Source organism: Pandoraea sp. XJJ-1, assembly GCF_026802345.1.
Classification (GTDB): Bacteria; Pseudomonadota; Gammaproteobacteria; order Burkholderiales; family Burkholderiaceae; genus Pandoraea; species Pandoraea cepalis.
Genome location: NZ_CP113827.1, coordinates 2,455,360 through 2,477,470, shown reverse-complemented (window position 1 = coordinate 2,477,470; position 22,111 = coordinate 2,455,360). Strand labels below are relative to the sequence as shown.

Annotated in this window: 17 protein-coding genes and 5 pseudogenes; 11 read left to right on the top strand and 11 right to left on the bottom strand. The window is 58.1% G+C overall.

The window, feature by feature from the left end; genetic code table 11:
* Positions 1-13: 13 nt before the first annotated feature.
* From OYT13_RS11220 to OYT13_RS11185, 9 genes and pseudogenes are all read left to right on the top strand, one after another.
* A pseudogene (locus tag OYT13_RS11220) lies at positions 14-475 on the top strand (TolC family protein); the annotation flags it as partial.
* Positions 472-1,536, top strand: a complete 1,065-nt coding sequence (locus tag OYT13_RS11215; RefSeq protein WP_268567745.1) for an efflux RND transporter periplasmic adaptor subunit — start codon at positions 472-474, stop codon at positions 1,534-1,536. The pseudogene OYT13_RS11220 and the gene OYT13_RS11215, both read left to right, overlap by 4 nt.
* A 41-nt stretch (positions 1,537-1,577) precedes the next feature.
* The gene (locus OYT13_RS11210; protein WP_268567744.1) at positions 1,578-4,700 is read left to right on the top strand and encodes an efflux RND transporter permease subunit; all 3,123 of its coding nucleotides are present in this window, start codon (positions 1,578-1,580) and stop codon (positions 4,698-4,700) included.
* A gap of 253 nt (positions 4,701-4,953) precedes the next feature.
* The gene (locus OYT13_RS11205) at positions 4,954-5,730 is read left to right on the top strand and encodes a COG4705 family protein (RefSeq protein WP_268567743.1); all 777 of its coding nucleotides are present in this window, start codon (positions 4,954-4,956) and stop codon (positions 5,728-5,730) included.
* A gap of 23 nt (positions 5,731-5,753) precedes the next feature.
* Positions 5,754-6,512, top strand: coding sequence for a COG4705 family protein (locus tag OYT13_RS11200; RefSeq protein ID WP_268567742.1), 759 nt, complete (start codon positions 5,754-5,756; stop codon positions 6,510-6,512).
* Positions 6,513-6,535: 23 nt separating this feature from the next.
* Positions 6,536-6,934: pseudogene (locus OYT13_RS11195) on the top strand (response regulator); the annotation flags it as partial.
* A 272-nt stretch (positions 6,935-7,206) separates the two neighbouring features.
* Entirely contained in the window at positions 7,207-7,500 is a 294-nt protein-coding gene (locus OYT13_RS25255) for a DUF4148 domain-containing protein (RefSeq protein ID WP_363324620.1), read from the top strand.
* Positions 7,501-7,809: 309 nt separating this feature from the next.
* On the top strand, positions 7,810-8,715 hold the full coding sequence (locus tag OYT13_RS11190) for a LysR family transcriptional regulator (RefSeq protein WP_268567741.1): 906 nt from the start codon (positions 7,810-7,812) through the stop codon (positions 8,713-8,715).
* Positions 8,716-9,189: 474 nt separating this feature from the next.
* Positions 9,190-10,323 (top strand): porin, encoded by a 1,134-nt coding sequence (locus OYT13_RS11185; RefSeq protein ID WP_268567740.1) that lies wholly within the window; start codon positions 9,190-9,192, stop codon positions 10,321-10,323.
* 340 nt (positions 10,324-10,663) lie between these two features.
* Here the strand turns inward: OYT13_RS11185 and OYT13_RS11180 are convergent.
* The 11 genes and pseudogenes from OYT13_RS11180 to OYT13_RS25250 all read right to left on the bottom strand — a co-directional run.
* A pseudogene (locus OYT13_RS11180) lies at positions 10,664-11,203 on the bottom strand (DDE-type integrase/transposase/recombinase); the annotation flags it as partial.
* Positions 11,195-11,356, bottom strand: a pseudogene (locus tag OYT13_RS11175) (IS5/IS1182 family transposase); the annotation flags it as partial. The pseudogenes OYT13_RS11175 and OYT13_RS11180, both read right to left, overlap by 9 nt.
* A gap of 138 nt (positions 11,357-11,494) precedes the next feature.
* Entirely contained in the window at positions 11,495-12,913 is a 1,419-nt protein-coding gene (locus tag OYT13_RS11170; RefSeq protein WP_268567739.1) for a heavy metal sensor histidine kinase, read from the bottom strand.
* Positions 12,910-13,581, bottom strand: a complete 672-nt coding sequence (locus tag OYT13_RS11165; RefSeq protein ID WP_268567738.1) for a heavy metal response regulator transcription factor — start codon at positions 13,579-13,581, stop codon at positions 12,910-12,912. Before OYT13_RS11165 ends, OYT13_RS11170 begins: the two co-directional genes overlap by 4 nt.
* A 154-nt stretch (positions 13,582-13,735) precedes the next feature.
* The gene (locus OYT13_RS11160; protein ID WP_268567737.1) at positions 13,736-14,284 is read right to left on the bottom strand and encodes a hypothetical protein; all 549 of its coding nucleotides are present in this window, start codon (positions 14,282-14,284) and stop codon (positions 13,736-13,738) included.
* A gap of 313 nt (positions 14,285-14,597) precedes the next feature.
* A pseudogene (locus tag OYT13_RS11155) lies at positions 14,598-14,800 on the bottom strand (IS256 family transposase); the annotation flags it as partial.
* A gap of 95 nt (positions 14,801-14,895) precedes the next feature.
* On the bottom strand, positions 14,896-15,819 hold the full coding sequence (gene copD, locus OYT13_RS11150; RefSeq protein WP_268567736.1) for a copper homeostasis membrane protein CopD: 924 nt from the start codon (positions 15,817-15,819) through the stop codon (positions 14,896-14,898).
* A 5-nt stretch (positions 15,820-15,824) separates the two neighbouring features.
* Positions 15,825-16,211 (bottom strand): copper homeostasis periplasmic binding protein CopC, encoded by a 387-nt coding sequence (copC, locus tag OYT13_RS11145; RefSeq protein WP_268567735.1) that lies wholly within the window; start codon positions 16,209-16,211, stop codon positions 15,825-15,827.
* 108 nt (positions 16,212-16,319) lie between these two features.
* Positions 16,320-17,204: a copper resistance protein B gene (locus OYT13_RS11140; protein WP_268567734.1), complete on the bottom strand. Its 885-nt coding sequence runs from the start codon at positions 17,202-17,204 to the stop codon at positions 16,320-16,322.
* 8 nt (positions 17,205-17,212) lie between these two features.
* Positions 17,213-19,195: a copper resistance system multicopper oxidase gene (locus OYT13_RS11135; RefSeq protein ID WP_268567733.1), complete on the bottom strand. Its 1,983-nt coding sequence runs from the start codon at positions 19,193-19,195 to the stop codon at positions 17,213-17,215.
* A 214-nt stretch (positions 19,196-19,409) separates the two neighbouring features.
* The gene (locus OYT13_RS25250) at positions 19,410-19,922 is read right to left on the bottom strand and encodes a hypothetical protein (RefSeq protein WP_268567732.1); all 513 of its coding nucleotides are present in this window, start codon (positions 19,920-19,922) and stop codon (positions 19,410-19,412) included.
* On the opposite strand from OYT13_RS25250, the gene OYT13_RS11125 reads away from it, so the two are divergent.
* A complete protein-coding gene (locus tag OYT13_RS11125) occupies positions 19,921-20,736 on the top strand; it encodes a creatininase family protein (protein ID WP_268567731.1) in 816 nt (271 codons plus the stop codon). The two genes, OYT13_RS25250 and OYT13_RS11125, sit on opposite strands and share 2 nt — an antisense overlap.
* A 59-nt stretch (positions 20,737-20,795) precedes the next feature.
* A complete protein-coding gene (locus OYT13_RS11120) occupies positions 20,796-21,968 on the top strand; it encodes a YncE family protein (protein WP_268567730.1) in 1,173 nt (390 codons plus the stop codon).
* Positions 21,969-22,111 lie beyond the last annotated feature (143 nt).

Sequence of the window (22,111 nt, the reverse complement as noted above, 5' to 3'; positions counted from 1 at the left end):
GCACTGAAAACGAGGAGACCCCTATACATACGACACGGGCACGCACAAGATCGCATTTGGGCTCGCAGGCATCACGTTGCCGATCTTCAACCAGAATCAAGGCGGCATCCATGAAGCCGAAGCAAGACGCCAGGAAGCTGCGGCCCGTGCCGGCGCGCTGCAGGACAAGATTCTCGCCGATCTTGCGCATGCGCTCACGCGCTACCGGTCAAGCGTCGAAGCATTGCGCTTGTCCGACGCCCATCTCGCGAGTGCCCGCAGACAGCTCAACGGCCAGGCCGCCGCTTTTGCCAACGGGAACGCGGACCGACTGACCTACACGCAGGCGAAAGCGGGCTATCAGACCAGTGAAACCGTCCATCTCGATGCCGTGATCGCGGTCCAGCAAGGCGCCGGCGCACTCGAAGATGCGATGCAGCAACCCCTCGGTCACGAGGCGGTGAGCGATACCTTCAGTGAAGAGACACCACGATGAAACTCCGACTGATCCCTCTCTCCGTCGTATCGCTGGCCCTGGCTGGCGGTGCAGGCTGGTACATCTATCAGACGTTCCTGGACACCAGCACGTCGACGACCGTGGCAACGCAATCCGCCCCGCCCCGCGCCGTACAGACGGTCAACGGCGAAACGGTGGTCGTCGTCGGTCCCGAGGAACAGCGCGCCAGCCACATCGAGGTCGCGCCGCTCACAGCCGTCACGCGCCAGGCCAATATCAGCGCCTACGCCACCGTCATCGATCTGCAGCCGCTCTTCGATCTGCGCAACCGCTTGGCGGGCGCCCGCGCGGACGTCGGAACGTTCACTGCGCAGGTCGCAAGCTCGCGCGCCCAGTACCAGCGCAGCCGCACGCTGTTCGCGGACGATCGCAACATTTCGCAGAAGAGCTTCCAAGATGCGCAGTCGGCGATGCAAGCCGACGAAGCGAGGCTCCAATCGGCCCATGCCACGCTGAACGGGCTGAACGCTACGATGCGGCAGCAGTTTGGCGACGCGCTTGCGAATGCCGCGACGGCATCGACCTCGAAACTGTTTCAGCGTCTCCAGTCTGGGCAAGCCGTGGTGTTGCGCGTCACGTTGCCGGCCAGCTTTGACATGGCCCCGCCCGCACGTATCTCGATCGATACTCCCGACGGCCGCTCGGTGCCGGCTCAAAAGCTTTCCGCCTCGCCGCTTGCCGATCCGACCGTGCAGGGCAGCCCTTGGCTTTACTTCGTTGACGACGCGCTGCCGGCAAATTTGCACACGAACGCGCGCGTGCCGACGTCGAGCCAGACCGCACCCGGGCTGCGGATCCCCGAAAGGGCGGTGGTATGGTACGGCGGGCAAACATGGACATACGTGCGGACGGCCCCCGATCGCTTTACGCGGCGCTTCGTGCCCGCTGGCGACGAGGGCGACCACAGTTTCACGGTGACGTCCGGTTTCCAAGCCGGCGACCAGGTCGTGACGCAGGGTGCCCAACTGCTGCTCTCCGAAGAGCTCAAGCCACAAGGCATCGCCACGGCCTGCAAGGATCCACCCGAGTGTGACGACTGACCCACGCCTCACCCGCCCTGATCAACGCGACCTTACGTTCCATGCTCAACGCGATCATCCGCTTTTCGCTGCGCTTTCGCGGCGTCATCTATGCGCTGGCCGTCGTCGCGGCCGGCTACGGGCTCTTTACGCTCACGCGCGCCAAGCTCGACGTCTTTCCCGAATTCGCTCCGCCGATGAGCATCGTGCAGACGGCAGCGCCAGGCATGACGAGCGAGCAGGTGGAGACGCTCGTCACGCAACCACTCGAGAATGCCCTCGGCGGCATGGTTGGGCTGCAGTCGATGCGTTCGCGGTCGATGCAGGGCCTCTCCTCGATCACGCTCGTCTTCGACGACAGCGCAAACGTGATGCAGGTCCGACAACTCGTCACCGAGCGCATCAACGGGCTCGCGGCCACGCTGCCTGCAGGCGTCAAGCCGCCCAGGCTTTTGCCGCTCACCACGACGACGAGCGTCGTGCGCATCATCGGTCTCACGTCGAAGACACGCTCGCTCGCGGATCTCTATGGCATCGCACAGTGGACCATCAAGCCACAACTGCTGAGCGTCCCCGGCGTGGCCGATGCAATCGTGTTCGGCGGCGAGACGCGCCAGATGCAGATCCAGGTCGATCCCGCGAAGCTGATGCACTACGGATTGTCCATCCAGGACGTGATCGCCGCGGGCCGCCAAGCCACCGGGGTAAGGGGCGCCGGGTTCATCGAGAACAATAACCAGCGCATCGCCATCAATGCCGATGGCCAGATCGCCACGCCGGAGAAACTGGCCGGCGTTGTACTGCGTTCGAGCAACGGTGCGTCGGTTCGGCTTGGCGACGTCGCGAATGTGGCCTGGGGCAGTGCGCCGACTGTCGGCGCGGCTTCGGTCATGGGCAAGCCCGGCGTGATGGTCGTGATGGAAAGCCAGTACGGCACCAACACACTGGCCGTGACGCGCGACATCGAAAATGCGCTCGCCGGACTCAAGCCGGCGCTTGTCAAGCAAGGCGTCGACGTGAACGCGGACGTTTTCCGGCCCGCCAATTTCATCGATGCCGCGGTGGGTCACTTGAGGACGGCACTCATCGTCGGCGCCGTGCTCGTGATCGCCATCCTGTTCCTGTTTCTGCTCAACGTGCGCACCGCCGTGATCTCGGCCGTCGCGATTCCGCTGTCGCTGCTGGTTGCGATCATCGTGCTGACCAAGTTCGGCGTGAGCCTGAACACGATGACCTTGGGTGGCCTCGCAATCGCGCTCGGTGAAGTGGTGGACGATGCGATCATTGACGTCGAGAACATTTATCGGCGTCTACGCGAGAATCGCAAGCGACCCCAGCCACTCCCCGCGTTTCGCGTCGTGCTGCGTGCTTCGCTCGAAGTCCGTAGCGCCGTCGTGTTTGCGACTTTCATCGTGATGCTGATCTTCCTGCCGGTACTCACGCTCTCGGGTGTCGGCGGACGGCTCTTCGCGCCACTCGGCATTGCCTACATACTGGCCGTTCTCGCGTCGCTCGGCGTCGCGTTGACGCTCACGCCGGCCATGGCGCTTGCCCTGCTGGCGAAGGGGCCTTTGCCCGAGCATGAACCCCGTCTCGTCGCGCGCCTGAAGGCGCGTTACATCGCGCTGCTGACAAAGGTCGAGCAGCACGTGAAAGCGGTCATGGTAACGGTGGCGCTGATGTGTGTCGCTGCGCTCGCGTCGCTGCCGTTCATGAGCGGGAGCTTCATTCCGCAACTGCGCGAAGGCCATTACATCGTCCATATGGGACTGGAGCCGGGCACGTCGCTCGCGGAATCGATGCGCATCGGCACGCAGGTATCGAAGGCGTTGATGCAGGTGCCCGGCGTGCGTCTCGTGGCACAGCGCGCAGGCCGCGCGAACGGGGTGGTCGACCCGACCGGCGTGCAGCTCTCCGAGTTCGAGGTCGACCTGAAGCCGATGGGCGCATCGGGCCAAAACTGGGCGCTCTATCGGATTCGCCAGGCGCTGGCGCGCTTTCCGGGCCTGAGCACCTCAGTCAATACGTTTCTCGAGGAACGTATCGACGAGACCATTTCGGGAACAACGGCCCCGGTGGTCGTCAAAGTGTTCGGCAACAATCTCGATGTCATCGATCGCACGGCGCAACAAATCGCTCAGCTGATCGGCACGATCCACGGCGTCGCCAGCGTGCGGGTAGATTCGCCTCCCGGCATACCCGAGCTCGACGTGAAGCTCAAGCCGGACGCGTTGAGCCGCTGGGGCTTCAGGCCCGTCGAAGTGCTCGATACGATCCGGTCCGCCTATGCTGGCACAACGGTCTCGCAGATCTACAAAGGCAGCCGCACCTATGACGTCGCGGTCGTGCTCGATCCGGTGCAGCGCAAGACGGTCGGCGACATTGGCAAACTCATGGTGCGTAATGCCGACGGGTTTGCCGTTCCGCTGAGCACGCTCGCGACGATCCGCCAGGTCGCCGGCCGCTATCAGATCACGCACGACGGCGGCCAGCGCGTGCAAACAGTGTCGGTCAACCTTGGTAGCCGGCCGGCCAGTGATTTCGTGAAGGAGGCGCAGGCGCGAGTGAACCGTGAGATCAAAATGCCACCGGGCACCTACGCCGTTTTCAGCGGGGAGAGCGAAGCACGCGCGCAATCGCAGCGCGACCTGCTGGCGTACGGGGGGATGTCGCTCATCGGCATCGCATTGCTCCTGTTCCTCGCGATGAAGAGCCGTCGCGGCGTGCTGCTCGTCATGGTCAACCTGCCCTTCGCGCTCGTCGGCGGGGTACTGAGCGTGGTGCTGACGGGGGCGAATCTTTCCATTGGTGGTATGGTGGGTTTCGTCACATTGATTGGCATCTCATTACGAAACTCGATCATGCTGATCAGCCACTATGAGCACTTGATACAAGTCGATCGATTGACGTGGAACATGGATACAGCGGTGCGCGGGGCATCGGAACGGCTGGTGCCTATCCTGATGACCGCACTCGTTACCGCGCTCGCGCTGGCGCCACTCGCGCTGACAAGCGGCGCGCCAGGTAACGAAATCGAAGGGCCGATGGCGATCGTCATTCTCGGCGGCCTGATCACGTCGACCGCCCTCAACCTGATCGTGCTGCCGACGCTGGCGCTGCGCTACGGACGCTTCGAGCGCGACGAGCGCGACGAGCTGGCCGAGCCCGGCACTGCGCCGGCATAGGCCGAAACGAGGGACGGCCAGTGACTGGGCAGCCGGCGATGGCGGATCTTCCCGACGGCCTGAGCCTCACCGAGGTGGCCGAGCGCCGGGGTGACCTCCCCCCCGCTCCCCTCTGCGCACACCGAAAATTGTTTGCACGATTGATCGATCGTGGTTCGGTGAAGGCGTAGGGATACGACGCTGGCATACCTAAGTGTGCCCTAAGCTTGCTGTCGGAAAATTCGCCCGTTATCGAGTGAAATCGGAGGCAAGCATGAATCGTGTCAGTCAAGCAAGTCCGGTGTGGCTGAATAAGGTGCCGGAAGTCACCTTGACGTTTTGGCTCATCAAGATGATGTCCACGACCGTCGGCGAGACAGCGGCCGACTTCCTGAACGTCAACCTTGGGTTCGGGCTGACAGGAACGTCTGCTGTGATGGGGGTGCTTCTGGCCGTATTCTTGGGCTTACAGGTGTCGGCGCGGCGTTACATCCCGTGGCGCTACTGGAGTACCGTCGTCTTCGTGAGTGTGTTCGGAACCCTGGTCACTGATAACCTGAGCGACAACCTGGGCGTACCGCTGGCGGCATCCACGCTCGCCTTCTCGGCCGCGTTGCTCCTCACCTTCGGCATCTGGTACGCCAAGGAGCGTACCCTGTCGATTCATTCGATTGACACGATCAAGCGTGAACTCTTTTACTGGACCGCTATTCTGCTGACTTTCGCCTTGGGCACGGCAGCCGGCGATTGGGTGGCCGAGGGCCTGAATCTGGGGTACGCGAACTCCGCCTTGGTGTTCGGTGCGCTGATTGGTCTTGCGGCGATTGCGCGATTTGTGTTCCATCGCAGTGCAGTCACGACATTCTGGGTAGCCTACGTGCTGACTCGACCGTTCGGCGCATCGTGCGGCGATCTCCTCTCGCAACCCTCATCCAATGGGGGACTTGGGCTTGGGGTTGTCGACACAAGCGCCGGATTCGTGGCAGCTATCGTAGTTCTGGTGCTCTACCTCTCGATTTCCGAGCGAGCAGTCGCGCGTCAGCAAACTTAATTTCTCGATCGATATCTCTGACCATGAACGATAACGTCCAGAAATCGCTAAGCAAGGTGCCCGAGGTCTCACTGCTGTTTTGGGTGATCAAGATCGCTGCAACCACACTGGGTGAGACGGGAGGCGACGCGGTCTCCATGTCGATGAACCTCGGTTACCTCGTCGGCACTGCAATATTCGCGGTGATCTTTGCCGTCGCTGTTACGGCACAGATTCGTGCCAAACAGTTCTCACCATTGCTGTACTGGGCGACCATTATCGCGACGACAACGGTGGGCACCACGCTCGCAGACTTTGCCGACCGATCGCTGGGTATCGGTTATGCCGGAGGCTCTTCAATTCTGCTCGCCTTGCTGGTCGGCTCGCTCTGGATCTGGTACCGGACGATGGGCTCGGTCTCCGTCCATACGGTCAACTCGCCCAAAGCGGAAGTGTTCTATTGGGTTACGATCATGTTTTCCCAAACGCTGGGCACAGCCTTAGGCGACTGGACCGCAGATACGGCAGGACTTGGCTATACGGGGGCGGCGGTGGTGTTCGGTGCGCTCCTGCTGATTCTGGTCGGGGCGTACTTGTGGACCCGCACATCGCGAACGTTGCTTTTCTGGGCGGCATTTATTTTGACCCGCCCATTGGGTGCCGTGGTGGGGGACTTCCTAGACAAACCCGTGAGTGGCGGCGGTCTTGCGCTGAGTCGATACTCGGCATCGTTTGCGTTGCTGGCATTTATTCTGACCAGCCTGCTGCTCTATAGGCAGCGCGCCGCGGCGAAAGCGCACTAAAACGTCCCATCAGAGGGCATGACATGCGAATCCTGCTCGTAGAAGACGACCCGAAGGTGGGCAGCGTCGTGCGCGACTCACTCAGGGATGCGACATTCGCGGTAGATTGGGTCACCGACGGACAAGCTGTCTTGGCGGCCTCGGATTGCCAGCATTACGATCTGGTGCTGCTGGATCTGGGGCGGCCTCGCAAAGACGGTCACAGCGTCTTGCAGATCTTGAGAGCAAAAGGGCAACGTGTTCCGATCATCATTGTGACCGCCCGCGATGCGTTGGCGGAACGACTGAAGGGCTTGGACGCCGGTGCGGACGACTACATTCTCAAGCCCTTCGAGATGGCTGAACTGCTGGCGCGCATAAGGGCCGTCATGCGGCGCCAGTCCGGACAGGCTGCACCGGTTATGACGAATGTCATCGTCACACATGAGTGAGCTTGCCCGCCCGTAGTCCGTCCGTATTGCCTGAATTTCGCCTCTCAGGGGTAACTCCGCCTTCCAGTTCGATTTGTGCAACAACGCCGCCTCAGGCCAAGGCCGCTGCACTTATCCGACTGTCCGAGCCGATGAGACCACCTTCGCCCATGTCAAAAACGTAACCTCGATGTCACCGTCGAATCAGGATGAGGCCGTTAGATTATCAGTGCAATGAATCACATCTCGTGACTCATCCAGTTGGGCAACTCTGAAGGAAGAATATGAAAGCACATCTGCTTACCGTCGCAGCCCTTGCCGTACTCGTGTCCGGTCCCACATTTGCCGAAGATGCCCAGGCATCGTCTTTGACGCGCGCTCAAGTACGGGCCGAATTGCAAGACGCCGAGTCCAAAGGACTATTGAACCAAACAGACACGGTCTATCCAAGAGACGCAAATCGCACGCTCAACACCGGAATTGGAACGATTGTTCAGAGTGCCAGTGCGCTTCCGGTAGGGGGCCCGACTGCTCAGCCGGGGGCGAATCCAGACCCCGATACCTACGCGAAACCGTAAGCAATTCTCACCTTATGTCGATGAGGTGTGCCATTGCCGGTCTGCGTAGTCGACGGAGCGAAGCGCAAATCGGACTTTCACGATTTGTGGTGCCGCGAAAAGGCCGTGGCGCCACAAGTCCGCGATGTTGCCAGGGCAATTTGGCGGATCCTTCTGATGGGCAGTCATCTCTGCAGCGAGCATGTGCTGCCAGCGCCTCCGAGCACAACGTGCTCAGGACGCGACAATCGGCATGCCGCAGACAAGCGACGTAGAACTTCCCACCTACGCGATGTCGCAAAAAATATCAAATGACATTCGGCCGAGACAATGAATCAATTGCAAGCCGTGAGAGTGTTTCTGAATGTTGCCGAAACCGGCAGCTTTGGAAGCGCAGCCGCAAAGCTTAATCTTTCAAATGCGGTGGTCACACGGTACGTTGCGTTACTCGAAGAACATTTGGGCGCACGCCTACTCAATCGCACCACGCGCCGCCTTTCGCTGACCGAAACGGGACGTCTGTATGCGCGCGGCTGTCGCCAGATATTCGATCAACTTGATGAGATGGAGGCAGGGGTTGAAAACGCTTCTCGTATGCCCTCAGGAGAGCTGCGTATCGCATCGTCCACGACGTTCTCCTTGCAAGCATTGACGCCACTTCTGACCCTGTATCGATTGAGGTATCCCTCCGTGCATCTGGCCGTTGACTTGTTCGATGGAAGCGTGAACTTCATAGAAGACGGGTATGACGTCGGCATGCTTGCGCCAGTTCAAGTCAATAGCACACGCGTGGTGAGCCGTCCGCTGCTATCGGTGGCGGCCGTCGCCGTTGCATCTGCAGAGCTGACTCAGGAACACGGTAGTCCGACGGCTCCGCAGGACTTGCGCAAGTTTCCGCTTCTTTGCCTGCAAACGGATGCACGAAACCCCACGCTTCGCTTCACCAAGGAGAACGCCAACGAATGCGTTTCATTCGATCCGGTGTATGCAGCGAACAATCTTCTCATGCTCAAGCAGGCCGTGAAGGCGGGCATGGGGGGCGCCGTCCTGCCTCAAACCATGATTGCCGATGAGCTCGCTCAAGGTGAATTGGGGCAGATCCTCCCGGGTTGGCAGGTCAGTGGCAATGAGTTTGAAGTTGCATTGATCTATCCTGGGCGTCGTAATATATCAGCGAAGACACGCACCTTCGTCGAGATGGCGATTGAGCACTTCGGGCAAGGGGTGAGTCTCTAGCTAGAATCAACGCAATATTTAGAAAAGACTTTTCAAGGTTTTGGTGATAAATATCTATTCTTCGTGTTTTATAATTTCGTTGCGAGAAGAAGATCAGTTCGATGTTGAGCCGATCTCCAAAAGTTAACGCGGCCTCTGGCCGCGTTTTTTTGCCGAGAAATATTGATAGTTGTTTCATCGCAACATTCCCATTTGGTGCGGTTACCTAATGGCATTGCCTTGGATGCTGAAATTCATTGATTTGTATGGATATTTATTAAAAAATTTATTTTTTTAATTTGTTGAAAAAAGATTTCAACAAAATTGCGATGCCCCTGACGAGAGCCGCTCCATACAATTCGGTCTGTGATCAATACGGAGGGTCGGTAGGCACCGAGATGCCGCATGCGGCGATTCATTTCTCGTGACCAATCCGAGTCCTCCTGATTACGCAACCAAACTGGTTTAATCATTGATGGTTATGGAGATGAATACATGAAGAAGACACTTCTCGCGATGGCACTTTTGGGGGCTTTTTCAGCAGCACAAGCACAATCCAACGTCACGCTGTATGGCGTCATTGACGCTGGCGTGACCTATGTCAGCAAGCAGGCGTTCAAGGATACGAATGGCAACATTCAAGGTGGTTCGAACTGGCTTGCGCAAAGCGGCGTCGCCCAAGGGTCCCGCTGGGGGCTGCGCGGTTCGGAGGATCTGGGCGGTGGCCTGAAAGCCATCTTCAATCTGGAAAACGGCTTCGACGTATTCTCTGGGCAATCTCAGCAAGGCGGGCGGATGTTCGGACGCCAATCGTACGTTGGGCTAAGCAGCAATCGCCTCGGCACAGTGACCCTAGGCCGCCAATATGACTCGGTGGTCGACTTCCTACAGCCGGTAAGCTCCGTGCCGTCTTTTGGTCTGTACGGTGCCCATTTCGGCGATGTGGACAATATCGACAACAGCTTCCGGACCAACAACTCCGTCAAATATACAAGTGTCAACTACAACGGGCTGACGTTTGGCGGCATGTTCAGCTTCGGTGGTCAGGCGGGGCAGTTCGCGACGAACCGTGCTTTTAGCGTTGGCACCGGCTACGCAAACGGCCCGCTGACGTTGGGTGCCGCCTACCTGAATGTCAATAATCCTAGCGCCGCTGTCTACGACAATGGCGGTACCCTCGATAAAACGGTGTTTGGCGCTACCCCCTTGCAGCAAGCCGATCAACTGCGTGTGTTTGGCGTAGGTGGCTCGTATGCATTCGGTCCTGCGACTATTGGCTTGTTGTATACGAACACGAAGCTCAAGAACAGCAGCTTCGTCGCCGGCGGCAGCGATATCAAGGTGGACAACTATGAGGTCAATGCGAAGTACATGTTGACTCCGGCGCTGCAAATCGCTGCGATGTACACCTACACCAACGCGAAGTTCGATCGTCTTGGTTCGAAGCCCAAGTACCATCAAGTGAATTTGGGTGTCGACTACTGGTTGTCCAAGCGTACGGACGCCTATGTCATGGGTGTGTACCAAAAGGCTGCGGGCGACGCGAAGAACGCAGAAATCTACGGCCTCGGCGCCTCCAGCACCGACAAGCAAGTTGCTTTGCGCGTCGGCCTGCGTCACAAGTTCTAATCGAAGTCATCGCTTGATCGCCTTCGCGACGCGTCTAAAGTGAAGGTAGATCTCTCGAGCGCGGCACGAGAAAATTCGCGTGCCGCGCTCGAGACATACGTTGCCGGCACGACCGAGCGCTTTTCGTCCAGAGTCCCAACGGAGATCATCATGGCCAAAATCATAGCTATCACAATTTTGACGTTGCTTGCCGCGGGGTGCGCCTCTTTAAGCAAAGGTTCGCAATCGACGCAGTCGGATCCCAACTGGGGGGTACACTCGATTTACCGAGGTAGCCGTTAGCACAAAGTTCTCCGCGTCCGGATCGGGTGGATTTGCCCCCGTACTTCCGGACACCGCCTCACACTAAGGTTGATGAATCGGTCCTGCGTCGGAACTCGCGCGGCGAGCGATATTTCAACGCGCTGTGAGGATGTTTCTCGTTGTAGTACTCGAATGCAATGGCCAAGTTGCGCGCAGCCGTTGCCGCGTCGGGCTTCGGCATGAAGGCGACATAGTCACGTTTCATCGTCTTCACGAAGCTTTTCGCCATGCCGTTGCTCTGCGGGCTGCACACCGGCGTCGTCAACGGCTTCAAGCCGATGGACGCCGCAAAGCTGCGGGTGTTGTCCGCCGTATAGCCCAAACCGTTATCCGTCAGCCATTCGATTTCAGCCGGCGCGCTCAGCGCGGCGCCAAAACGATTTTCGACGGCGGCGAGCATCACGTCGCGCACCACATCGCCACTGTGGCCGCCGGTCGTCGCCGCCCAGCTCATCGCTTCACGGTCGCAGCAATCCAGCGCGAACGTGACGCGCAGCGGCTCGCCATTATCGCAACGAAACTCAAAGCCGTCCGAGCACCAACGCTGGTTGCTCTTTGCTACCGCGACCTTGCCGTCGCGTTCGGACATCCGCGCAAACACGCTGTCCATTCTGACCAACGTCTCGTTCAACCATTGCCGAATCGGTCGCAGCGGGTGGTTCGCCGGAATGAAATCGTCCAACTTGCTCATCGTGAACATCGATTCGGTATAGCTGTCGGGGCCGCGCATCGTTTCCATCACCGTTTCTGGGGTACCTTCATGCAACGTTTACCCCCGCGCGGCGGATGACCTCGCGTCGAGGTATTTCAGCAGCCTGCTAGACCAAGAATGCCATTGAGAGCATCAAATCGCAACTACGAACGATCATCAAATCCTCCGGACACAGCCTCTTTGCACCTCACCACCGGGAAAGGTCAAGAAGAACGTGGTCGTCCCATGCTGGCTTTCGGCTTGCACGTTACCGTGATGTAACTCCATGATGGATTTTACGATCGAGAGTCCCAGCCCAGAATTCCCGGCTGACGTATGACGCGATGCGTCCGCGCGGTAGAAGCGATCGAACAAGCGCTCCAAATGCTCGCCTGGAATGTCCTGCCCCTGATTGCATACGCTGATGATCGTTTCCCGCCCAAGCATTCTTGAGTGCAATTCGATACAAGTCCCTTGCGTCGAAAATACCAACGCGTTGGAAACCAGATTACTCACCGCTCGTCTAAGGAGCGTCGGGTCGGCGAATATCAGCCCTTCGGCACTGACGCGGATGCACAACTCACGCTCCTCTGCGACCGCTTCGAAATATGACGCGATATTGGTCAGTTCTGTGTTGGCGTCGAGCCATTCGAGACGCAATGCATGTTTTGCATTGTCAGCGCGTGCCAAAAACAACATATTCTCTACCATCCTGCGAAGTCGGTCATATTCTTCCATGTGCGACTCTAGAAGTGACTGATACTCGTCCAGCGTTCTTGGGCGGGACAGCGTGACTTGCGTCGAGCTAATAAGGTTCGACAATGGTGTTCTGATGTCGTGCGCGATGTCCGAGGAAAACTGGGTGAGGCGACGAAAAGCGTCCTCCAAGCGATCCAGCATCCTGTTAATGGCCTCAGCAATGTCCTGCAACTCGTCGGGGGCGAGCGCGATTTTGAGTCGCTCGCTCAAGCGACTGGCCTCGATCGAATGGGTTTGCATGCCAATATCCTTGACGGGTCTCAAGCCCGTGCGCGTAACAGCGTAGCCGAGAATCCCGACAAGCATTGCGCCCGCAGCGGCGGCGCCCCAAAGATCCTGTCGATAGACGGCAAGCAATTCGCTTCGGTCTTTTGACGAACGAATAAAGATGATCTGAATACGAGTGCCGTCGGCCAAACGCTCAATGAAAGCAATGGCACGTGCCTTTTGCTGACCATCGAAAGTCAAGTCAAATGGCGCACCAGCGTTGCTCGCTAGACCCAAACGATCCAACAACTCTGCGGACATACCGGCGGAGCTGCTGACAAGCACTTTGCCGGACATGTCCCGCAACGCCATGCTGAGTCCTGGGTGGGACGCGACAACATCCAAGAAGATGTGCGAGTCACGCATCACGCCACTCTCGGATTTCGACTCTTTCAGTATGCTCTGGAACTGCGTCAACTTACCAATGATTTCCAGGTCATCCCGTCGCTCAAGCTGGGCTGCCAGAGAGCGATATAGGAACGTGCTCGACAAGGCAAAAACGAGAACAGCCACCACCCCAAACGCAGCCGTCAGGCGGAACGTGAGTGACTTCGGCCGGATGAGCCTCACTTCCGATCCTCCAGGACGTACCCCATGCCTCGGACCGTGTGAATCAATCTTTTCTCGAAAGGGTCGTCGATTTTCGCACGCAGCCGTCGAATTACGACGTCAACGACGTTAGAGTCACTGTCAAAATTCATATCCCATACGTGCGATGCGATCAGCGTTCGCGATAATACTTCTCCGTGCTTTTCGATGAGAAGCTGCAGCAATGCAAATTCTTTGGCTGTCAGGTCCACGCGCGCGTCACCCCGTTTTACCTTGCGGCCGACGATGTCGACGCTCAAATCAGCGACTTCCAATATGTCTGGCAGGCGGCGAGGGGAACGGCGCAGCAAGGATCGAATTCGCGCCAGCAGTTCAGCATACGCAAACGGCTTGACCAAGTAATCATCAGCCCCCAAGTTAAAGCCCCGTATCTTGTCATCGAGCGTATCGCGTGCCGTTAAAAGAAGCACCGGTGTCTGCTTCTCTTCCCGAAGGGCCTTCAATACTTGAATGCCATCCAGTTCCGGCAGCATAATATCGAGGATGATGAGATCAAACTCCTCGTGCAGGGCCAGGAATAGGCCATCTTTACCGTTGACCGCCAAGTCGGCCGTGTAACCGGCTTCGGTCAACCCTTTCCGGATATATGCGGCGGTCTTCGACTCATCTTCAACGATGAGAATGCGCATTCGGTCTCTCCTGTAGAGCGTCAACTACTTTGGCCGCAAAGCGACTCGGGCGTGGGGCGATTCTAAATCGACGGCAAAGTCACAGATCGAAGGTGCCCATGGTTGGCGACACCAATGTACTGCCGATGGCCATTGCGTTGACCGTATGACTGCATCAGGGCATCGGAATCGGCACGTAAATAGTGCGAGTTCCCGTCGTGGGAAGTGAGGCTATTCTCGTAAGTGACGGCACAGCGGTTATCCCTTGCGACTGAAGTATTTGGAATAGCTTGCGGGTAGCGGAACTGTCGATTTCCCAAGCAAAGCCTTGCATCCCGTCACGCTTCATGTGCAAGGCAATCACGTACTGCGGAAGCCGTAGCTGAAGTTGGTCCGAGAAGACCCCGGAAAAGATCGAGGCAGACAATAGTTGCCCGGCGGAATACACGCGGAATGTCGTGCTCGTTCCGGTTGTCCGGTCGATGCGCCGCAAGTAAAGTTTGTTTTTGCTCGCAAGGCACACGCCTTGATAGAAAATCCCGGTACCAAGTCCGTTGGGAACGAGCGCGAACTCGCAACGGGAGGTGAAAAGGATGTCTTCGCGAGATATATTTTCGGCTTCTGTGATTGCGGCTTGTTCGGAACGACGATCGTAAGGCAACATTGCCGTGCATCCGGCGAGCGTGATTGGCAAAAGAAGTACGGCCAGCGGGATCGCCTTCATGGTTCATTTTCCGGTGGTTGCATTATGGCCTAAACATTTTACTGGCGCGCCCACTGCGAGCCGATTACTCTGAGATTACAACTTTGCAATCAGAAAATTACTATTCGTAGCCGTTGGGGCGACGTCGCTCGTACGAAGACCGCATTCGAGCCGTTCTGACCCTGCCCCGACTCCTCGTACAGCAGGAATTTGTTAATTTCCTGTTTGTTCGGGACGGATGTCAGAAAAGTCAGTGCCGAAATGCTCGAGCTGTCGTTTCGACGGCTGGCTACCCAATCGGGCCTAGGTCAGCGATATCACGTTCGTCATGACTGGCCGGTTTGGCCGTGCCCGGTAGGTAGCCGAGATGGTGGTTCATTTCGCCGCCCAGCGCCCGCTCGATCAATGCTTTCTTGAAGGCCAGCGCGATGCGGCATTGATGGCGTCGGCCGTCATCGGACCGTTGGCGAACTGCTCAAGCAGCTCGGCGGGGATCGTCGGCAGCTCCGCCGGTGGGGGTTTCGGTTTACGAGGCATGGTCACTCCTTGGCGACATGTTATGCCTCAAACACGAAATTTCTGACAGGCCCCACTTTGCTCCAGCCCGCGGGCATGCTCATGGCGCCACCTACTCATTGAGGGCTTTGGATGCCGAGTACCGAGACCAGCACGAGGATAGCCGTGGCGGCACTCGACTCAATCAGCAGACTCTTACGCAAAGCACCAACTGCGTCCGCGTAATCCCCAATTTGCATCTTTGCTTCGAGCCGTGGCGTCAGGTGGTACCGATTGGCCGCCGCGAGTGCAAGCATCAATGCAAAGAAGCCCAGTTTTGTAAGCAGGAGCTGGCCATATAGCGTCGTCGTCAGTCCACTCAGTGTCTGGCCGGAAATCATGCCGTAGTTGATCAAGCCCGTGGCGACCAGTGTGAGGACGATCGCCGTCCCGACCACGGCGAATCCGGCCAAGGTCCGCTGCAGCGTTTCAAGCCGCTGACTGGGTGAGGCATCGTCCACGCGAAGAAGCAACACGAACGCCGTCAGCGCCCCGATCCATCCGCCCGCCGCCGCGAGATGGAGAATGTCGGCCGAAAGATGGATCAACCCCTTGTCGCCACTGTCCATCGCGCCATGGCCGCCCCACGCCAACGACGCCAGTGCAACCGCGCCACCAATCGCGGCGAGGGCGAGTCCGACGGTCGGGCGACGCAGCAGTGTGGGTGTGATGGCAAGAACGACAACCAACGCCATGAGGCGGAGCACCCATACCGTGCCGAGCGCGGTACCGGATATGATCATTCCCAACGCGTGTTGGCTCACGCTGGAATAGTCTTCCGCACCCGTCATCATCTTTGCCAGAACGATCATGCTAAGTAAGGACAGCGCGATCCCGGCGGTGGCAGCACCGCCAAGAATAATGGCAAACTGCTTCGTGATCCGTGACGAACGGCGCTCGTCATGCTTTAAGGCATACAGGCCAAAAAGTGGCAAGCCAAAGAGCAACATGAGGTCCAGATAGAGCGCGAACCGAATGGCGATGTTTACCCAGCTGTCCATGATGCTCACTTCACCATAAACGTGATCTTTCCGGTGATCGGGTGTGTGTCAGAAGACACCGCACGCCAATCCACGCGGTAGGTTCCCGTCGTCAACGGTTGAGCCGGCGCAATCACCATCACCTTGGGGTCTTCGCCCCCGGAAATCTTCGCGGCGACTTTCATTGCGGCGTGATCCGACATGCCGGGCATGCCGGTCATGATCAGATTGGCCCCCGAGAATTGCGTCATCAGATTCTCGGAAAAGTGAAGTTCGATTTTTTGCGGCGCAGGTCCTTCAGCGTTGTCCTGAGGGGTCGAGGACAGCAGCTTCGGATGTGCAAATGCGGCCGAGGCAATGACCAGACCAGCGGCTCCGACAAGTGACTTCGAGAAAAAGCGTTGGCGCGACATGGCAAATATCCTTTGCAGTAAGAAATTGAGAAGCATTAAAGCGTCCCGTGTCAAGCAATGAGAGAACTTCTACGGGACAACTGAACATCGACGAATGTCGCCGTTACGTCAGAACCAGGCACGCACGCCGGCAAGGAATAACACCTCATTACGGCGCCCACCTTCCTGCTCCAGGATGCGCGCAGTGTTGCCGTATGATCTTTCCCAAGTCACACCAATGTACGGCGCCAATTGACGATCGACTTCGTATCGCAAACGCAAGCCCAGCGAGCTGTTGGCCACGCCGGCTCCCTGCTCTCTTGCCGCGTCGTTTTTCCCGTACATGTTGACTTCCAGCGATGGCTGGAGGATCAAACGATTCGTGATAAGAAAGTCATACGTGCCTTCCAGGCGTACGGCAGTTTGACCACGTTGTCCGACAAATGCGGTTGCTTGCGCTTCGAAGTTGTAGAGCGCGAGCCCTTGTATGCCAAGCGCTCCCCAGGTTTGCGAAGTTCCCGGTTTGAAGTTGTGGCGAACGCCGGCCACCACGTCCCACCACGGACTGATGGAGTGGCCCCAAAGCGCCTGAACTTCTGCGTCCCCGAGCTTGCCGCCGGCTCGCTTGCCTTCCGTGCGAAGCCAGAGGCGGTCAATGTCACCACCGATCCATCCTGACCCATTCCAGTTCAATACGTTGCCCCCCTGACTTTTTTGCCATTCCAGGTTATCGAACAGAAAGAAGTAGTTGGTTTCCTTATCGCCCATGTCGTGCATATGGCCGCCGGTGAAGACCGCTTTTCGATCTTCGTCCGTCAACGGTGGCACGGGTGACGGGACACCTTTAGACGGAGACCCCATCGATTGCATAGTGGCATCGCCCATAGAGGTCAATGGGCTCGATACTGAAGTCGTTGCATCCGATGCGGCCATCGCAGAAAGAGATGCTGCTGCGGAAAATATCACGGTCAAGGCAGTCGCTGCAGCCTTCCCGAATTGCAGTTTTTTAATCATGAGAACCTTTACTCCTCGACGACTACTTCACGGAACATGCCAGTCTCCATGTGGAAAAGCAGGTGGCAGTGGTACGCCCATCGTCCGAGCGCGTCGGCCGTTACGCGGTAACTGCGTTTGGAGCCCGGAGCAATGTCGATAGTGTGTTTGCGCACCATGAAGCGCCCTTGCTCGTCTTCCAAGTCGCTCCACATTCCATGAAGATGTATGGGATGGGTCATCATGGTGTCGTTTACCAACACGAGGCGGACCCGTTCGCCATACTTGAGGCGAATCGGCTGGGAGTCGCTAAATTTGACGCCGTTGAACGACCAGACGAACTTTTCCATATGCCCAGTCAAGTGCAATTCAATCGTTCGCGTCGGGTCCCGTCCGTCAGGATCGGCGAAGGTACTACGCAGATCTGCGTAGGTAAGCACGCGCCGACCGTTGTTACGCAATCCAATGCCCGGGTCATTGAGCTTCGAGGTCGGATTCATGGCCTGTGCGTCAACAAGCGGGTTACCGTTCTCGGACGCAGGATGAGACTGCATTTCGCCCGTCCCCGACATCGAATGGCCGCTCATGCTCGACATGCCATCCATGCCTTGCATGGAACCATGATCCATTCCGGCCATGCCGCTCATGCCCTGCATCGAATCGCCGTTCATGCTCGACATGCCATTCATACCTTGCATGGAACCATGATCCATGCCGGCCATGCCGCTCATGCCTTGCATCGAATCGCCGTTCATGCTCGACATGCCATTCATACCTTGCATGGAACCATGATCCATTCCGGCCATGCCGCTCATGCCCTGCATCGAATCGCCGCTCGTGCTCGACATGCCATTCATTCCTTGCATGGAGCCGTGATCCATGCCAGCCATACCTCCCATCCCCATATCGTCCATCGTCACTAGTGGGCGTGGGTCGAGCGCTGGAATCTCGGACGCAAGCCCTTCGCGCACGGCCAAAGTGGCACGCGCGAAACCCGTGCGGTCCATGGACTGGGCGAAAATGGTATAGGCCGCTTCCGAGGTGGGCTCCACGATGACGTCGTAGGTCTCGGCGACGGCAATTCGAAACTCTTCTACACCGACGGGTTTGACGGGTTGTCCATCGGCCGCCACTACCGTCATTTTGAGTCCCGGGATTCGGACATCGAAATAGGTCATCGCCGAGGCGTTGATGAAGCGCAGACGAATGCGCTCGCCCGGGCGGAAGATGCCGGTCCAGTTTCCGTTCGGCGCCAAGCCGTTGACCAAGTATGTATAGGTGTAGGCGCTGACGTCGCCAAGATCCGTCGGGCTCATCCGCATCTCGGCCCACATCTTGCGGTCGGCGATCGTCGCACCTAGCCCATCTTTCTTGACATCTCGGATGAAATCTCCGAGCGTCCTTTGATGGAAGTTGTAATAGTTCGATTGCTTTTTGAGCTTGGCCTTAATGCGCCTAGGATCCTCGTCGGTCCAATCGGACAGCATGACAACATAGTCCCGGTCGTACTTGAACGGCTCGGGATCCTTGGGTTCGATCACCAACGGGCCATATACCCCGGTTTGCTCTTGCAGAGACGAATGGCTGTGGTACCAATAGGTTCCGTGTTGCTTGATCTTGAAGCGGTATGTGTACGTCTCACCGGGGGCAATCCCGTCAAAACTCAGGCCCGGGACGCCATCCATATTGGTCGGCAAAAGAATTCCATGCCAGTGAATCGACGTCTGAGTGGACATGCGATTCGCAACACGCAACGTTACAACATCCCCCTCTTTCCACCGTAAGACCGGGCCTGGCAACGTTCCGTTAATCAGTGTGGCCGTTCGCTCTCTACCCGTGATATTGATCGGCGCTTCCGCAATGGATAAGTCGAAGTCGTTACCCACAAGCACATTAGGCTGTCCGGGACTCGACATGGCCCACACTTGCGGACGCCAGACACCCAATCCACCGACGAGTCCCGCCGCGCCTATGCCTCGAATGAAGGTTCGTCTGCTGAGATGAGATCGCATCTATCAGTATCCAGTTGATATTGGTTGAGAGAATCACCAATTCGTGATGTCAGCCGTGTTAATGCTGCCAGCAGACTCACTCTCTCTCGCGCGAAATAGCGACGCGCGCATACGTCAAAGCCTGGGGTGAAATCACCAGTCGATGCCGCATAATTCGGCTTGTCAACGTACTGCGGGCGATACTACCAGTGGAGCGGCGTCACTGGCATTACTTTCAAATGACAATGTTGTCATGTGCGACAAGCATGGAAAAACGCCGTGTTTGACGAAGGAGTGCGATGCTGAAAAACGGTGGAAGCCAACGTTTTGTACAATCGTGAAAGACGGAGGCATGCATGAATCGAATTCCCAAGGCGGTATACACGAGCGAGTTTCGTGAGCAGGCGAACAGGCTGCAGTAGGTCGGCAGGCAGCAGAAGCTACCGACCGAACTGGAGGCCGAGTTGGCGTGCGTACAGTGAGAACTGGCGTAAGTGAAGTTGGAGGCGAACTGGTTGCAGAGCGCACTCGCGCTGGGCTGATTGCTGCCAGGCCCGTTGGTCGTACCGGCGGGCGAAAACAAAAGTAAGATCGCCTCCGCCAGAACGCTGCTTGCTAGTGGCGTGCCAGCCAGAGCGGTAGCGACGAACCTCGACGTTTCGATTCCGATGCTATATCGCTGGATTCCCGCTTCCACGCCACCTTGAACGCGAAGTCCCAATTCGCATTTTCCATGAGGACCCTTCATGCGCTTTTCACTACCACGCGCTTTCGCTGCCGCCACTCTGCTCATGGCCACGCAGGCCCTCTTTGCGCAAACACCGAAAACCGTATCCCTTGACGACCTGACGTGGACCGAGCTCCGCGACCAGATTCAGGCCGGCAGGACCACCATCATCATTCCCATCGGTGGAACGGAGCAAAGCGGACCGTATATTGCGCTCGGCAAGCACAACGCGCGCGTGAAGGTGCTGTCCGAGCGCATTGCAGAAGGACTGGGCAATGCGCTCGTCGCTCCGGTCATAGCCTATGTGCCGGAGGGAAGCTTTGCACCGCCAACCTCCCACATGCGTTTCCCCGGCACAATTACTGTGCCAGATGACGTGTTCGAAAAAACGCTTGAGTCCGCCGCAAACAGCTTCAAGGTTCATGGATTCAGGAACATTGTCTTTCTAGGTGATCACGGCGGTTACCAGAACGACATCAGGCGGGCTGTTGCCCAGCTCAACAAGGCGTGGTCCGGCTCGGCGACCCGGGCCTTCGTGCCGGCGGAATATTACAGCGTCAGCTCGGACGGTTACGCGGAAATTCTGCACAAGCATGGCTACCGGTATGACGAGATCGGCACGCATGCGGGACTTGCGGACACGTCGTTGCTGCTCGCGGTGGCGCCGCAAATGGTTCGGAAGGATCGGTTGCGAAGCGGTCCGAAACTCGGCCCGTCTGACGGCGTCTATGGTGGCGATCCACGTCGCTCAACAGCCGAACTCGGTCAATTGGGCACCGATGCGATTGTGTCGCGGACCATCAATGCCGTCAAAAAAGAGACTACGGGCCACTGACGAATCCGCCTGCGTCTGACTCTCTTTAGTTATTGCTTCCCCTTATAACGGACCTCACCATGCATCAGTGTTATCGTCGTTTGCCGCTACTCGTATCGTCTTTTGGCGTTGCCCTGGCCGGATTAGGCGTCACCTGCATCGCCTCCGCAGCAACGGCTATTGCCACCATGGCTGGCATGCCACCCGTGGTGAACTCCAGCAACCTGTATAGCGAAGCGGGCACCGGCCACCTCAGCGCGGCGGTGGCGGATGCGTTGCCACGGATCTATGTGCCCAATCTTCGCTCCAACGACATCTACGTGATTGATCCGGCGACGTTCAAGGTAGTCGAAAAGTTTCACGTCGGCTACAGCCCGCAACACGTCGTTCCGTCGTGGGATCTGAAGACGCTGTGGGTGGCCAACAACGCCGAAGGCCGACCCGACGGCAGCCTCACACCTATTGACCCGAAGACCGGCAAACCCGGCAAGGAACTCATGGTTGATGATCCCTACAACATGTACTTCACGCCGGATGGCGCGGAAGCGATCGTGGTCGCGGAAGCGCACGCGCGACTGGATTTTCGCGATCCGCATACGATGGCGCTGAAGTCGAGCCTGTCCGTACCGGAGTGCAAGGGCATTAACCACGCTGATTTTTCGATCGACGGCAGGTACGCACTCTTTACCTGTGAGTTCGGCGGGAAGTTGGCGAAGATCGATCTCGCCAATCGCAAGGTCGTCGGCTACCTCGAGCTGGAAAAGAAGGGCATGCCACAGGACATCCGCGTCTCGCCGGACGGCAAGGTGTTCTATGTCGCCGATATGATGGCCGACGGGGTTTTCGTGGTCGACGGTGACAGCCTCACGAAGACCGGCTTCATCAAGACCGGTGTCGGCACGCATGGGTTGTACCCGAGCCGCGACGGCGCCCGCCTGTACATCGCCAATCGCGGCTCCAATCGCGTGCACGGGCCGCGGCACGGCAAGGGCAGCGTGTCGGTGCTCGACTTTTCGACACGCAAGGTTGTCGCGACCTGGACGATTCCGGGCGGTGGCAGTCCGGACATGGGCAACGTCAGCGCGGATGGCAAGACGCTGTGGCTATCCGGCCGGTACGACGACGTGGTCTACGCGATCGACACGACAACGGGTGCCGTCCGGACGATTCCGGTCGGCATGGAGCCGCATGGGCTCACTGTCTGGCCACAGCCCGGCCGCTATTCGCTGGGCCATACGGGCAATATGCGCTGACCACGAATGGCATCCATTTGACCGGCGATTTGGTGTAGATCCCTGCTCACAAGCGCGCCGTGAAGGCGCGCTTGTGAGCAGGGCGATCATTGCATGACGACAACCTGCGCAAGCGACCGACATTCGTGCGACTGTCCCGCGCG

What these genes read in the sequence shown, in the direction of transcription:
- OYT13_RS11125 (WP_268567731.1), top strand. Translation starts at nt 19,921, where the DNA reads ATGCGCTTTTCACTACCACGCGCTTTCGCTGCCGCCACTCTGCTCATG.
- OYT13_RS11120 (WP_268567730.1), top strand. Translation starts at nt 20,796, where the DNA reads ATGCATCAGTGTTATCGTCGTTTGCCGCTACTCGTATCGTCTTTTGGC.
- OYT13_RS11210 (WP_268567744.1), top strand. Translation starts at nt 1,578, where the DNA reads ATGCTCAACGCGATCATCCGCTTTTCGCTGCGCTTTCGCGGCGTCATC.
- OYT13_RS11165 (WP_268567738.1), bottom strand. Translation starts at nt 13,581, where the DNA reads ATGCGCATTCTCATCGTTGAAGATGAGTCGAAGACCGCCGCATATATC.
- OYT13_RS11205 (WP_268567743.1), top strand. Translation starts at nt 4,954, where the DNA reads ATGAATCGTGTCAGTCAAGCAAGTCCGGTGTGGCTGAATAAGGTGCCG.
- OYT13_RS11190 (WP_268567741.1), top strand. Translation starts at nt 7,810, where the DNA reads ATGAATCAATTGCAAGCCGTGAGAGTGTTTCTGAATGTTGCCGAAACC.
- OYT13_RS11215 (WP_268567745.1), top strand. Translation starts at nt 472, where the DNA reads ATGAAACTCCGACTGATCCCTCTCTCCGTCGTATCGCTGGCCCTGGCT.
- OYT13_RS25250 (WP_268567732.1), bottom strand. Translation starts at nt 19,922, where the DNA reads ATGAAGGGTCCTCATGGAAAATGCGAATTGGGACTTCGCGTTCAAGGT.
- OYT13_RS11160 (WP_268567737.1), bottom strand. Translation starts at nt 14,284, where the DNA reads ATGAAGGCGATCCCGCTGGCCGTACTTCTTTTGCCAATCACGCTCGCC.
- OYT13_RS11135 (WP_268567733.1), bottom strand. Translation starts at nt 19,195, where the DNA reads ATGCGATCTCATCTCAGCAGACGAACCTTCATTCGAGGCATAGGCGCG.
- copD (WP_268567736.1), bottom strand. Translation starts at nt 15,819, where the DNA reads ATGGACAGCTGGGTAAACATCGCCATTCGGTTCGCGCTCTATCTGGAC.
- OYT13_RS11200 (WP_268567742.1), top strand. Translation starts at nt 5,754, where the DNA reads ATGAACGATAACGTCCAGAAATCGCTAAGCAAGGTGCCCGAGGTCTCA.
- OYT13_RS11185 (WP_268567740.1), top strand. Translation starts at nt 9,190, where the DNA reads ATGAAGAAGACACTTCTCGCGATGGCACTTTTGGGGGCTTTTTCAGCA.
- OYT13_RS11140 (WP_268567734.1), bottom strand. Translation starts at nt 17,204, where the DNA reads ATGATTAAAAAACTGCAATTCGGGAAGGCTGCAGCGACTGCCTTGACC.
- copC (WP_268567735.1), bottom strand. Translation starts at nt 16,211, where the DNA reads ATGTCGCGCCAACGCTTTTTCTCGAAGTCACTTGTCGGAGCCGCTGGT.
- OYT13_RS25255 (WP_363324620.1), top strand. Translation starts at nt 7,207, where the DNA reads ATGAAAGCACATCTGCTTACCGTCGCAGCCCTTGCCGTACTCGTGTCC.